The following is a 12,315-nucleotide window of genomic DNA, read 5'->3' on the forward strand; positions in this document are numbered from 1 at the left end:
AATCCAATATAAGGGAGGGTCTCGTGACGGAGCAGGTCATCCGTCCGGACGTGCTCGACGACCGGCTGGCAAAGATCCCGCGGCTCATCGACGTGGACGCCCACGTCGTGGAGCCGCCGACCCTGTGGAGCTCCCGGCTCCCGGCCCGCCTCCGGGACGCCGGGCCCCGCATCCTCTACGCCCCCGCCGGCGACGTGAAGCTCGTCGACGGCAAGTACCTGGAGACGCCCGGCACCGAGGGCCCCGACGTGGCCTGGTGGAACTACGAAGGCGTCATGACCCAGATCAAGAGGTACATCGCCGCCGCGGGCGTGCCCGCCGACGAGGTCACCAACGAGGGCATCACCTACGACGACATGCGGCCCGGCTGCTGGATCCCCTCCGAGCGCCTCAAGGACATGGACGTCAACGGCGTCGAGGCCCAGATGTGCTTCCCCAACTACCCGCGCTTCTGCGGCCAGATCTTCCTGTGGGGCAGGGATCGCGAGCTGGCGAGGCTCTCGGTGGAGGCCTACAACGACTGGATGGTCGAGGAGTGGTGCGGCTCCAGCGGAGGCCGGCTGATCCCGCTGTGCATCGTCCCCCTGTGGGACGTGGACCTGGCCGTCGCCGAGGTCCGACGCAACGCCGCGCGCGGCGTGCGGGCCGTCGCCTTCAGCGAACTGCCCTCCTACCTGGGCCTTCCCAGCCTCCACTCGCGCTACTGGGACCCGTTCTTCGCCGCCTGCGCCGAGACCGGCACCGTCCTGTCGATGCACATCGGCTCGGGTACGAAGACCCCGCAGACCTCGCCGGACGCCCCGGGCGCGGTCGGCGCGACGATCATCTTCGGCAACAGCGTCGCCAGCATGACCGACTTCCTGTTCTCCGGAGTTCTGCACCGCTTCCCCGACCTGAAACTGCTGTACGCCGAGGCCCAGATCGGCTGGATCCCCTACCTGCTGGAGCGGATCGACGACGTCTGGGAGACGCACCGCGGCTGGGCCAAGGGCCAGGAGAACTGCCCCGAGCCGCCCTCGACGTACTACTACCGGCAGATCACCAGCTGCTTCTTCAAGGACTCCGTCGGCGTCGAACTGCTCGACAAGGTCGGCCTCGACAACGTCACGTTCGAGACCGACTACCCGCACCAGGACGGCACCTGGCCGCGTTCGCGGGAGGAGGCCGCCCTGCAGTACGGGCACCTCGACCAGGGGTCCATCAACAAGATCGCCCGGGGGAACGCCATCCGGCTGCTCGGGCTCGACCTCCCCGGGGAGTGACAGGTCACAGGCGCGGCGGTCCCGGAGTGATCGGCTCCGGGCCGTCAGCCTGATATCTTATGTTTGAGACAGGTGACAGGGGGTCACCTTCCGAGTCGGGGACGTGAACGAGATGGTGCGCCGCCAGGAGGCCGCGACGGCCGAAGCCCTGCCCGGGTACGAGGGGCCGGGGGCGCTGCCCGGCGGGAACCTGGCCCGGCTGAGCAGCGGGGAGCAGGTCCGCCTCTACGTCCGCAAACTGATCTTCGACGGGGTGCTCAGGCAGGGCCAGCGGGTGCCGCAGGACGCCATCGCCCAGGCGCTCGGCGTCTCCCGCATCCCGGTCCGCGAGGCCCTCATCGCGCTGGAGCGCGAGGGCTGGACGACGATCATCCCGCACCGCGGCGCCTTCGTGAACGCGCTCGACGAGCCGTCGGTCCGCGACCACTACGAGCTGTACGGGCTGTTCTACGGGTTCGGCGTCCGCCGCGCGGTGGAGCGCAAGGGCCCCGAGCTCGCCAAGCCGCTGAAGGCGCTGCAGAAGCAGATCGCCGAGGCCGACGACCCCGACACCCTGCACCGGCTCACCCTGGACTTCCACCGCACGGTGATCGAGGCGGCCCAGTCGCCCCGGCTGCGCACCATGCTCCGCCAGATGACCGACATCGTGCCCGGCAACTTCTTCGCGCTGGTCCCCGGCACCGACGAGGTCGAGCGGGAGGGCGTGGCCGCCATCGTCACCGCGATCGAACGCGGCTACCCCGAGCTGGCCGAACGCGAGTACGCCACCATGCTGCGCCGGCAGGGCGACCTCGTCGTCGAGCTGTTCCGCGGCCGCGGCATGTTCGACGACGAGAACGCCGAGGCGGCCTCCGCCGGCTGATCCGTCGGGGCCGCCCGGCGCAGGTCAGGCCGTGGCGTTCTTGGCGAGTTCGCCCAGCTCGATGCCGACGGACTTGGTGAATCGGCCCTTGTCACGGGAGCGGATGCTCACGTCGTGGTCGCCGGCCTCGGCGCGCAGCGCGCCGACGGTGGCGTTCTGCCTGGTCCGGCCGTTCACGAACGGGTCGAAGGAGTACCAGCGCATCGCGTTCTCGTAGGTGATCTTGTTGAGTTCGTCGGCGGGGACGTCGGCGGCGACCGCGGCGAGCTCCTCGGGGGCGTTGGGCCAGGAGGAGTCGGAGTGCGGATAGTCGCACTCCCAGGCGATGTTGTCGATGCCGATGAGGTGCCGCAGCTGGACGCCGACGGGGTCGGAGATGAAGCAGGTCAGGAAGTGCTCCCGGAACACCTCTGAGGGGAGCTTGTCGCCGAAGTCCTGGCCGGTCCACAGGTGGTGCATGTCGTAGGTGCGGTCGATCCGGTCCAGGAAGTAGGGGATCCAGCCGGTGCCGCCCTCCGACAGCGCGAAGCGGATGTTCGGGAACTTCTTGATGACCCGCGACCACAGCAGGTCGGCGGCGGCCTGGCAGACGTTCATCGGCTGCAGGGTGATCATCACGTCGATCGGGGCGTCGGGCGCGGTCACCGACAGCTTGCCCGACGAGCCGAGGTGGATGGAGACGACCACGCCCTCGTCGGAGACGGCCTGCCAGAGCGGGTCCCAGTAGTCGTTGTGGAAGCTGGGGTAGCCCAGGGTGGCGGGGTTCTCGGTGAAGGTGAGCGAGCGGCAGCCCTTGGCGGCGACCCGGCGGACCTCGCGGGCGCATTCCTCTGCGTCCCACAGGACGGGCAGCGCCATCGGGATGATGCGCCCCGGGTAGGCGCCGGCCCACTCGTCGATGTGCCAGTCGTTGTAGGCGCGCAGGACGGCGAGGGCGAGGTCCTTGTCCTCGTTGGCGGCGAAGAGCCGCCCGCTGAAGCCGGGGAAGGACGGGAAGTTCATCGAGGCCAGGATGCCGCCGGCGTTCATGTCCTTGATGCGCTCGTGGATGTCGTAGGTGCCGGGCCGGATCTCGTCGAAGGCGGTCGGCTCGATGCCGTACTCCTCCTTCGGGCGGCCGGCGACGGCGTTCAGTCCGATGTTGGGAATGATCGAGCCGCCGAAGGTCCAGACGTCCGAGCCGTCCTTCTTGCGGACGACCTTCGGAGCGGCGTCCCGGTACTTCTCCGGGATGTGGGCGTCGAAGAGGTTCGGCGGCTCCACCACGTGGTCGTCCACACTGATCATGATCAGGTCTTCGGGGTTCACGATGCTCCTCGGGCTCGACGGGGTGCGGGGGGAGGGGAGATGATCGAACTCTGAACCCTCGTCTCAGAAAAGTGAACAGCAGTTCAGTCCGAAGGACAAGGGGCCGCCGCGCCCTTGTTCAAGAAAGTAGATTAGATAATATATTCAGGTCACCTACCCCTGAAGGAGAGCGGAATGTCCGACTGGGCGAACGTCGAGCAGAGCACCCTGCTCGAACTGCTGGACCACCGCCTCGACAGGGACCCGGACGGACCGTTCCTGGACTGCTGCGGCACCTCCTACACCGCCGCGCAGATGGACCGTGAGGCCAACAGGGTCGCCAACGCGCTCGCCTCGCTCGGCGTCCGGCACGGCTCCACCGTCGCCACCATGCTGGAGAACGGCCCCGCCGCCGTCGTGTCCTGGTTCGCCATCCACAAGCTCGGCGCGATCTCCGTCCCGGTGAACACCGCGCTCAAGGGTCCGCTGCTGCGCCACCAGCTGTCCGACGCGACGACCTCCGTCGTCATCGTCCAGGACGACCTGGCCGAGCGCCCGCTGGAACTGCTCGACTCCCTCGAGACGGTGGAGCACGTCGTCGTCGTGGGCGAGGGGGGCGGCGCGGCGGTCGAGGCGAAGGGCCGCTGGTCCCTGCACTCCTGGGAGGACCTGCTGGGAGCCGACGACTCGCGGCCCGGCGTCCTGGTGCGCCCCGCGGACCTGGGAACCATCGTCTACACCGGCGGCACGACCGGCCCGTCCAAGGGCTGCGCGCTCAGCCACAACTACCACCTGTCCATCGCCAGGCAGATCATCTCCTCCTGGGGCCGCACCCCCGAGGACGTCGTGTGGAGCCCGCTGCCGCTCTTCCACTTCAACGCCATCTCGTGCATGCTCACCGGCACGATGATCAGCGGTGGCCGGGCCGCGCTGTCCCGCCGGTTCTCCGTCTCGGGGTTCTGGCCGGAGATCAACCGCACCGGCGCCACCATCGCCTCGCTGCTGGGCTCGCTGGCCGTCCTCGTCGCCCGCGCGGACGACCGCCCGGAAGCCAAGAACTCCGGCGCTCAGGAGGCCAACACCACCCTGCGGCTGCTGACCGGTGCTCCCATCCCCCCGGAGATCGACGAGCTCTACCGCGAGCGGTTCGGCGTCACCACGTTCAGCAACGCCTACGGCACCACCGAGGCGTCGCTGATCTCCTGGTTGCCGCCGGGCATGCCCGGCAAGCCGGGTTCGGCGGGCATCGTCAACTCCGAGGGCTTCGACGTCAAGATCTTCGACGACGACGACCACGAGGCGCCCCGGGGCGAGGCGGGCGAGATCGTGTGCCGGCCCCGCATGCCGCACGTGATGTTCGAGGGCTACTGGCAGCGCCCGCAGGCCACCGTCGAGGCCTGGCGCAACCTGTGGTTCCACACCGGCGACATCGGCAGGGTCGACGAGGACGGCTACCTGTTCTTCGTCGACCGCAAGGCCGACTACATGCGCCGCCGGGGCGAGAACATCTCGAGCTGGGAACTGGAGAAGGTGTTCCACGAGCACCCCGACGTCAAGGACGTGTGCGTGCACGCCGTGCCGAGCGAGGTCAGCGAGGACGACGTCAAGGTGACGGCCGTCCTCAAGGACGGGTCCGAACTCACCGAGGAGGCCCTGTGCCGCTGGTCGATCGACCGGCTGCCCTACTACGCGGTGCCCCGTTACTTCGAGTTCCGCGACGAGCTGCCGATGAGCCAGGTCGGGCGGACCACCAAGAACCTGCTCAGGGACGAGGGCGTCACGCCCGCGACCTGGGATCGCGAAGCCGCCGGCGTGACCTTCGAGCGCCGCTGATGGGAGACGGGCAGATGAACCCCGAGCCGACGGGCCTCAAGGGCGACGACCTGGGCACCCCCTACCTGCGCTTCGAACGCGAGGGCCCGCTGGCCTGGTGCGTCGTCGACCGGCCGGAGGCGCGCAACGCGCTGACCAGCGCCATGTACTTCGGCGTCCGGCGGGCGGTCGACCTGCTCAACAAGGACCCGGAACTCGCCGCGCTCATCATCACCGGCACCGGGGACATGTTCATGCCGGGCGGTGAACTGCGCGGCCGGGAGCCCGACCGCTGGCTCGACTTCCCCGACCTGCTGGGCATCGACTCCACCCCGTTCGAGGCGATCCGGCGCTCCCCGAAGCCCGTCGTCTCCGCGGTGAACGGCGTCGCCCAGGGCGGAGGCCTGCTCATCGCGATGCTCTCGGACGTCGCGGTGGCGGGGGAGAGCGTCACGGTCCGGGCGCCGGAGCTGTTCAGGGGCATCGCCGACACCGGGTACGCGGCCTACCTGCCCGCCCAGATCGGCATCGCGCGGGCACGGGACATGCTGCTCACCGGCCGGACCGTCACCGCCCGGGAGGCCGAGAGCTGGGGCATGTTCACCCGCGTCGTCCCCGACGACCAGGTGCGCGCCGTGGCCGAGGAGGTCGCGGTCCAGATCGCCCGGACCGCGCCGCAGGCTCGGCTGCACGTCAAGCGGATCGTCAACGGCGGCTACGGCGCCGTCGACCGCATGACGTTCGACGCGCTGCTCTACAACGAGGAGATGACGGAGGGCGGCAGGGCGTTCGCCGAGCGGCGCGACCCGTCCTGGGTGCCTCCGGAGTTCCGCACCGGGGGAAGGCTCTGAGCCTTGCTCACGCCCGCCCGGCGACGAAGGCCGCCTCGACCGTCTCCAGCAAGGTGGCCAGGGGGAGGGGCTGCGGCCCCTCCTCGGTCAGCTCGCTGGCCTGGAAGGCGCTGACCAGGCCGGAGAACATCCGCGCCAGCAGGTGCGGGTCGCCGGGCTTGAACGTCCCCTCCCGCTGGCCGCGCCGGAACAGGTCGGCCTGCATCTCCTGGGCCTGCCGGAAGTTGACGAGGATCTCGGCGTCCGAGGGGGCCCCTGTCAGCGCGGAGGCGATGGCGCCGCTGCGCAGTACCAGCCGTCCGTACTCCGGGTGGCGGCGGAAGAACTCCACCTGCCACTCGGCCAGCTCCCGCAGCTGCCGCTGCGGCGCCCGCGAGGAGGAGAGGATCTCCTTCATGCCCGACATGAACACCACGGCCCGGCGCAGGAAGATCTCCCGGTACAGCTCGTCCTTGCCGCTGAAGAAGCCGTAGACCGCGCCCACGGAGTACTCGGCGAGCTCGGCGATCTCCCGGAGGGACGCCTCATGGAACCCCTTGCGGGCGAAGACGCCCTCGGCCACGTCCAGGATCTGGTCACGTCCGAGCTCGCGGCGGCGTTCCCGGCGCTGCTCCCGCAGGCTTCGCTCGCTCATCGGCGTGTGATCCCCCTTTTCACGGCAGGAAACATCGTATAGGGCTGATACCTTCCGGCCCTGACCCGCAATAAGGAGTAACCATGCATTCCGCCCCGGCCTCGAGTGAGTTCGTCCACCCCGTATTGGCGGGCAGAGAGGACGCCTCGGCGGAACTGGCCGACGCCGTGCGCAGGCTGATCGGGCTGACCACCGCGACGCCCGCCCCCGCCGACGTCACCTTGGCCGCCGTACGGGATCTGAACGCGATCGCGGACGTGCTGGAGAGCCATGTGCCCGAGACGCCTCTGCCCAACACCGTGGTGCACCAGCCGGTGGCCGAGGGGCTGCCCGACCTGACCGCGCGGATGCCGTTCGACGTGGTGATCGGCAGGCACAACCCGCTCGCGGTCCCGCTGAAGGTGTCCTTCGAGCCGCCGAAGGCCCTGTTGAAGGGAACTTTCACCCGTGCTTACGAGGGCCCTCCCGGCTGCGTGCACGGCGCGATGCTCGCCTCGGCGTTCGACCTTCTCCTCGCCGCGGCCACCGTGGTCGCTGGTGTGCCGGGCCCGACGGCGCGGCTGGAGCTCAAGTACCGGCGGCCAACTCTGCTGAACGTGCCCTGCGTGCTGGAAGGCGAGGTCGAACAGCACGACGGCCGCTCGGTGCGCACGGTCGGCCGCCTCATCCAGAACGGGCACGTCACCGTGGAGGCCGTCGGCGACTTCGTGAAGCTCGACCGGGAGCAGATCGAGCGGATGGCCCGCCGCGCCCAGGGTGTGTCCTGATCCGATCCTCCGGCCGCCGCCCGACAGGGCGGCGGTCCGCTCCCCGGACGTTCAAGAGATGATTTTCCCGGCGTGCAGTTCGGCCAGTTCGGCCGGGCCGAGCCCCAGTTCGCGCTCCAGGACCAGGTCGGTGTGCTCGCCCAGCCACGGCGGGCGCCCGTCCGCGGCGGGGGCCGCGTCGCTCAGCCGCACGGGATTGCCGGGAATGAGGACGGGCTGCTCCACCCCGTCGGTGCGGGGGAGCTCCACCAGCATGTTCCTGGCTTTGACATGGGGGTCGGCGACGACCTCGGCGTCACTGAGGCAGGGGCCCGCGGCGATGCCCGCCCTGCCCAGCCGGTCGCAGGCCTCCACCTTGCCGAAGCCGGCGGCCCAGTCCTCGATGGCGGGGCGCAGGAGTGTCTCCAGGTTCTCGACCCAGCCCTGACGGGTGGCCAGGCGGGGGTCGTCCTTCCACTCGGGGCGGCCGATGAGGTCGGCGAGCTTGGCGAAGTGCTGCTCGCGGGCGACCTGGAGTACGAACCAGCCGTCCTTGGCGCGGAAGCCGTGCATGATGAGCGGCCCGACGTCGCCGTCGCGCAGACCCATGGACCAGAAGTTGGTGACGACGTCGGTCATCGCGATCATGGCGTCGAACATGGCGATGTCGACGTACTGGCCGCGTCCGGTGGTCTCGCGGTGGCGCAGGGCGGCGAGGATGCCGATGGTGGCGAACAGGGCGGCCCCGATGTCGCCGAGCGCGCCGACGGGCGCGGGGCGGGGCGGCTCGTCGCCGGTGCGCTTCATCTCGTAGATGCCGGACATGGCCTCGACGATGGGGGCGAAGGCCGGCCAGTCCCCGTACGGGGTGGGCACGGTGTTGCCGAAGCCGGAGACCGAGACGTAGATGCCCGCCGGGTGGACGGCGGCGATGTCGGAGTAGCCGAGGCCGAGGCGCGCCATCGCGCCCGCCTTGGAGTTCTCGGCGATGACGTCGAACCTCGGGGCCATCTCCAGGACGAGTTCCCGGCCGCGCGGGTTCTTGAGGTCGATGCAGACGCTGCTCTTGCCGAGGTTGTTGCGCAGGAAGGTGGCGCCGACCCGCCTGCCTTCGGGGTCGGTCATCGCGGGAAGGGAGCCGCGTCCGGAGTCTCCGGAAGGGGGCTCGACCTTGACGACCTCGGCGCCGAGGCGGGCCAGGAGCTGGGTCGCGTAGGGGAGTGCCTGCATCTGTTCCAGCGCCAGGACGCGGATGCCGTCCAGGGGCCGGGTTCCACCCTGAGTCATGGGAGGAGTCTAATTGCAGATTAGATCTTTTATGCAATCTACGATTAGGATGGCTGCATGCGCGGAATCTTGTCCTGGGGCGGCCACCTGCCCCACCGCAGGCTCGACCGTCAGGCCATCCGTGCGGTGGCGGGCACGGGAGGGGGACGGGGCACCCGGACCGTCGCCTCCTACGACGAGGACGCGGTCACCCTCGGCGTCGCGGCGGCCCAGACCGCCCTGCGCGGAGCCCCCGCCGAACCGCGGGCCCTCTGGTTCGCCACCACCGAACCGCCCTACCTCGACCGCACGAACGCCACGACCCTCCACGCGGCACTGCGCCTGGGCAGGGACGTTCCCGCCTACGACGCCGTCGGCTCCGTCCGCTCCGCCCTCGGCGCGCTGCGAGCCGCCTGCGACGCCACAGGACCGGTGCTCGTGGTCGCCTCCGACCTGCGCGGCGGGCTGCCCGGCGGCCCTGACGAGGCGGCCGGAGGCGACGGGGCGGCGGCCCTGCTCGTCGGCTCCGACGCCGACGGTCCGGTCGTCGCCGAGCTCGTCGCACGCTCCTCGGTGACGGAGGAGTTCGTCGACCGCTGGCGGGTGCCCGGAGAGTACGCCTCCCGGTTGTGGGAGGAGCGCTTCGGCGAGACCCGCTACACCGCGCTCGGCGGCGAGGCGCTGAAACTCGCCCTCGGAGAAGCCGGTATCGACGTCGCGGACGTGGACGCCCTCATCGTCGCGGGCCTGCACGGCCGGGCGGCCAAGGCGGTCGCGGGCCGTTCGGGCGTGCCCGCCGAGCGCGTCGCCGACCGGCTGGAGGACACCGTCGGCAACCTCGGAGCCGCCCAGCCCGCGCTGCTGCTGGCCGCGGCGCTCGAAGCCGACCCCGCCGAAGGCCGCGTCATCGTCCTGCTCTCTCTGGCCGACGGCGCGGACGCCTTCGTCTTCCGCACCACCGCCGCGCTGGCGGAGCACCGGGTGGAACGCACGGTGCGGGCGCAGATCGCCTCCGGCGCACCCGTCGCGTACGGCACCTACCTCGCCTGGCGCGGGCTGCTGCCGGTCGAACCGCCACGCAGGCCCGAACCCGCCCGCCCGTCCTCCTCTGCCGCCAACCGCAACCGGGACTGGAAGTTCGGGCTCGTCGGCTCCCGTGGCGAAGACGGCATGGTGCGCATGCCGCCGTCCCCACTGGACGAGGCCGCGGCTCCGATGGCCGCGACACCGGGCACGATCGTCGCCTTCACCGTCGACAGGCTGGCCTACTCGCCGAGCCCGCCCGTGGTGTTCGCGGTCGTCGACTTCGACGGCGGCGGCCGGCTGCCCATCGAGCTCACCGACGTGAACGAGGGGGAAGTCGAGGCCGGGGGGCGGGTCGAGCCGACCTTCCGCAGGCTGTTCACCTCCGACGGGATCCACGACTACTTCTGGAAGGCCAGGCCGCTGCGCGGCTCCGCGCCGGAGAAAGAGGGCTGAGATGGGCTCGCACGGCATCAAGGACCGGGTGGCCATCGTCGGCATGGGCTGCACCCGCTTCACCGAGCATTGGGACAAGGGTGTCGACGAGCTGCTCCTGGCGTCCACCGGGGAGGCGTTCGCCTCGGCGGGGATCGACAAGGAGCAGGTCGACGCCTACTGGCTGGGCACCGCACAGTCGGGCATGAGCGGCCTGACCCTCTCCAAGCCGCTGCGGCTGAAGGACAAGCCCGTCACGCGGGTGGAGAACTACTGCGCGACCGGCTCGGAAGCGCTGCGCCAGGCCGCCTACGCGGTGGCGTCCGGCGCCTACGACGTGGCGATGGCCGTCGGCGTGGAAAAGGTCAAGGACTCCGGGTACCAGGGGCTCAACGCCTTCCCCATCCCGAACGACGGCACCCAGCGCACGCTGACGGCCGCGGCGATGTTCTCGATGGTCGCCCCCGCCTACGCCCGCCGCTACGGCGTCGACTCCGGCGAGATGCGCACGGTCCTCGCCCGCATCGCCTCCAAGAACCACGCCAACGGGGCCCGCAACCCCCGCGCGCAGTTCCGCAAGGAGATGTCCGTCGAGAAGCTGTGCTCCATGCCCGCCGTGGCGGGCGGCCTGTCGGTCTTCGACTGCGCGGGCGTCGCGGACGGCTCGGCGGCGGCGATCGTCGTCCGGGCCGAGGACGCCCACCGCTACACCGACAAACCGCTGTTCATCAAGGCGCTGTCTTTCATCGCGGGCGACGGCTCGGGCCTGATGGACCCCGCCTACGACTACACGACCTTCCCCGAGGTCGCCTCCTCCGCCCGGGACGCCTACGCCCAGGTCGGCGTCACCTCGCCCGCCGACGAACTGGCCATGGCGGAGGTGCACGACTGCTTCACCCCGACCGAACTGGTGCTGCTCGAGGACCTGGGCCTGGCCGAGCGCGGCACCGCCTGGAAGCAGATCCTGGCGGGCGCCTTCGACCTGGACGGGGAACTGCCCGTCAACCCCGACGGCGGGCTCAAGTCGTTCGGCCACCCGGTGGGCGCGTCCGGCCTGCGCATGATGTTCGAGGCCTGGCTGCAACTGCGCGGCGAAGCCCCCGAAGAGCGCCGCATCTCCACCTACGGCTCCCGCTCCCTGGCGCTGACCCACAACCTGGGCGGCTACCCGGGGGAGATGGTGAGCTTCGTGTCGATCCTCGGCACGAACTGAACCGGGCACGGACGGCGGCGGCAGTGAGGGGCCGCCGCCGTCCGTGCCTTCCGGGGGCGACCCCCAGGCCCCTGGAGTGGAACAAACGATCCTCGCTTCGCTGCGGTTGCGTGTTGTCTGTCTGGGGGACGACCCCCAGGCCCCCGGGGCGGAACAAACGATCCTCGCTTCGCTGCGGTCGTTTGTTCCGATCAGTCAGTCCAATCCGTACGGTCCTCGCGGGAGGGCTGGCGGCCGGTGCGCAGGGGGGACAGGGGGGCGTCGACGAGGAGGATGCGCTGCCGGTCGCGGACGAAGCCGCTCGCCTTGGACAGGAGGGCGTCGTCGCCGCGGATCTGGTCGCGTTCGGCCGCGCCCCACTTCGCCCAGCTGGGGATGCTCCACAGGAGCAGGCACTCGTCGAGGTTCTGCATCGCGGTCGCCCACGCGCCGACGAGGTTCCAGCCGGTGCGGGACTCCGCGGCTTCGGCGCCCTCCATGGCGGCGTCCAGGAAGCGCCAGGCGGAGCCGGACTCCACCTTGACGAGCTCGTGGGCGTAGACCTCGCCGCCCGCTCCGTCCGCGCACAACTGCTCGATGGTGCGGGTCCGCGGGTGCGGGACCACGATCCGGTCGAAGCCGCCGGAGCGCAGGTCGGCGGCGGCGGCCCACCACTTCTCCAGGGCCGGATCCTGGAGGATCCTGTTGCCGAACTCCAGGCCGAAGGACGAGGCGAGGCCGTCGAAGCCGTCCTCCTCCCACATGTTCACCGTCTGCGGCCAGGGGCCGGTGCTGCCGACCACGCCCCACACGCCGTAGCAGAGCTGGTGCCGCTGCTCCTGGGCGATCGGGCTCCAGTTGGCCGTCATGTGGTGCATGTAGCGGGCGCGGTTCTGCTTGGTGATGTGGATGAACTCGTGGATGTAGACCTTGTCGTTCATGTCG

General features: G+C 70.5%; 11 protein-coding genes. 7 read left to right on the forward strand and 4 right to left on the reverse strand.

All coding sequences use genetic code 11. The features are described 5' to 3' along the window. Window positions 1-23: 23 nt before the first annotated feature. Window positions 24-1,262, forward strand: coding sequence for an amidohydrolase family protein (locus ABD327_RS23205; protein WP_344452747.1), 1,239 nt, complete (start codon window positions 24-26; stop codon window positions 1,260-1,262). Between the two features lie 112 nt (window positions 1,263-1,374). Continuing rightward, complete coding sequence (locus ABD327_RS23210) at window positions 1,375-2,124, forward strand: GntR family transcriptional regulator (protein ID WP_344452827.1); 750 nt, start codon at window positions 1,375-1,377, stop codon at window positions 2,122-2,124. A gap of 24 nt (window positions 2,125-2,148) precedes the next feature. Here the strand turns inward: ABD327_RS23210 and ABD327_RS23215 are convergent, their stop codons facing one another. After that, window positions 2,149-3,432 carry an amidohydrolase family protein gene (locus ABD327_RS23215; protein WP_344452748.1) on the reverse strand — a complete coding sequence of 428 codons (1,284 nt, stop codon included), beginning with the start codon at window positions 3,430-3,432 and terminating at the stop codon, window positions 2,149-2,151. Between the two features lie 174 nt (window positions 3,433-3,606). Here ABD327_RS23215 and ABD327_RS23220 point away from each other — a divergent pair, with 174 nt between their 5' ends. Together ABD327_RS23220 and ABD327_RS23225 are read left to right on the forward strand one after the other, a co-directional pair. Further along, complete coding sequence (locus ABD327_RS23220) at window positions 3,607-5,244, forward strand: AMP-binding protein (RefSeq protein ID WP_344452749.1); 1,638 nt, start codon at window positions 3,607-3,609, stop codon at window positions 5,242-5,244. Between the two features lie 14 nt (window positions 5,245-5,258). Continuing rightward, window positions 5,259-6,074 (forward strand): enoyl-CoA hydratase/isomerase family protein, encoded by an 816-nt coding sequence (locus tag ABD327_RS23225; protein ID WP_344452750.1) that lies wholly within the window; start codon window positions 5,259-5,261, stop codon window positions 6,072-6,074. Between the two features lie 7 nt (window positions 6,075-6,081). On the opposite strand, the gene ABD327_RS23230 is transcribed toward ABD327_RS23225, so the two are convergent. After that, entirely contained in the window at window positions 6,082-6,708 is a 627-nt protein-coding gene (locus tag ABD327_RS23230; protein ID WP_344452751.1) for a TetR/AcrR family transcriptional regulator, read from the reverse strand. Window positions 6,709-6,791: 83 nt separating this feature from the next. Between ABD327_RS23230 and ABD327_RS23235 the strand changes: the two genes are divergently transcribed. After that, window positions 6,792-7,475: a PaaI family thioesterase gene (locus ABD327_RS23235; protein ID WP_344452752.1), complete on the forward strand. Its 684-nt coding sequence runs from the start codon at window positions 6,792-6,794 to the stop codon at window positions 7,473-7,475. Window positions 7,476-7,526: 51 nt separating this feature from the next. Here ABD327_RS23235 and ABD327_RS23240 read toward each other — a convergent pair whose 3' ends face one another. Next, window positions 7,527-8,741: a CaiB/BaiF CoA transferase family protein gene (locus ABD327_RS23240; RefSeq protein ID WP_344452754.1), complete on the reverse strand. Its 1,215-nt coding sequence runs from the start codon at window positions 8,739-8,741 to the stop codon at window positions 7,527-7,529. Window positions 8,742-8,798: 57 nt separating this feature from the next. Here ABD327_RS23240 and ABD327_RS23245 point away from each other — a divergent pair, with 57 nt between their 5' ends. Further along, window positions 8,799-10,199, forward strand: coding sequence for an OB-fold domain-containing protein (locus ABD327_RS23245; RefSeq protein ID WP_344452755.1), 1,401 nt, complete (start codon window positions 8,799-8,801; stop codon window positions 10,197-10,199). A gap of 1 nt (window position 10,200) precedes the next feature. Beyond that, entirely contained in the window at window positions 10,201-11,391 is a 1,191-nt protein-coding gene (locus ABD327_RS23250; RefSeq protein WP_344452756.1) for an acetyl-CoA acetyltransferase, read from the forward strand. Between the two features lie 191 nt (window positions 11,392-11,582). Here ABD327_RS23250 and ABD327_RS23255 read toward each other — a convergent pair whose 3' ends face one another. Then, window positions 11,583-12,311 (reverse strand): hypothetical protein, encoded by a 729-nt coding sequence (locus ABD327_RS23255; RefSeq protein WP_344452757.1) that lies wholly within the window; start codon window positions 12,309-12,311, stop codon window positions 11,583-11,585. Between the last annotated feature and the right edge of the window lie 4 nt (window positions 12,312-12,315).

The organism is Actinocorallia aurantiaca (genome assembly GCF_039533685.1).
Lineage (GTDB): Bacteria > Actinomycetota > Actinomycetes > Streptosporangiales > Streptosporangiaceae > Actinocorallia > Actinocorallia aurantiaca.

Coding starts and splice junctions, on each gene's coding strand:
- ABD327_RS23210 (WP_344452827.1), top strand. CDS start 1,375: ATGGTGCGCCGCCAGGAGGCCGCGACGGCCGAAGCCCTGCCCGGGTAC.
- ABD327_RS23220 (WP_344452749.1), top strand. CDS start 3,607: ATGTCCGACTGGGCGAACGTCGAGCAGAGCACCCTGCTCGAACTGCTG.
- ABD327_RS23225 (WP_344452750.1), top strand. CDS start 5,259: ATGAACCCCGAGCCGACGGGCCTCAAGGGCGACGACCTGGGCACCCCC.
- ABD327_RS23230 (WP_344452751.1), bottom strand. CDS start 6,708: ATGAGCGAGCGAAGCCTGCGGGAGCAGCGCCGGGAACGCCGCCGCGAG.
- ABD327_RS23235 (WP_344452752.1), top strand. CDS start 6,792: ATGCATTCCGCCCCGGCCTCGAGTGAGTTCGTCCACCCCGTATTGGCG.
- ABD327_RS23240 (WP_344452754.1), bottom strand. CDS start 8,741: ATGACTCAGGGTGGAACCCGGCCCCTGGACGGCATCCGCGTCCTGGCG.
- ABD327_RS23245 (WP_344452755.1), top strand. CDS start 8,799: ATGCGCGGAATCTTGTCCTGGGGCGGCCACCTGCCCCACCGCAGGCTC.
- ABD327_RS23250 (WP_344452756.1), top strand. CDS start 10,201: ATGGGCTCGCACGGCATCAAGGACCGGGTGGCCATCGTCGGCATGGGC.
- ABD327_RS23255 (WP_344452757.1), bottom strand. CDS start 12,311: ATGAACGACAAGGTCTACATCCACGAGTTCATCCACATCACCAAGCAG.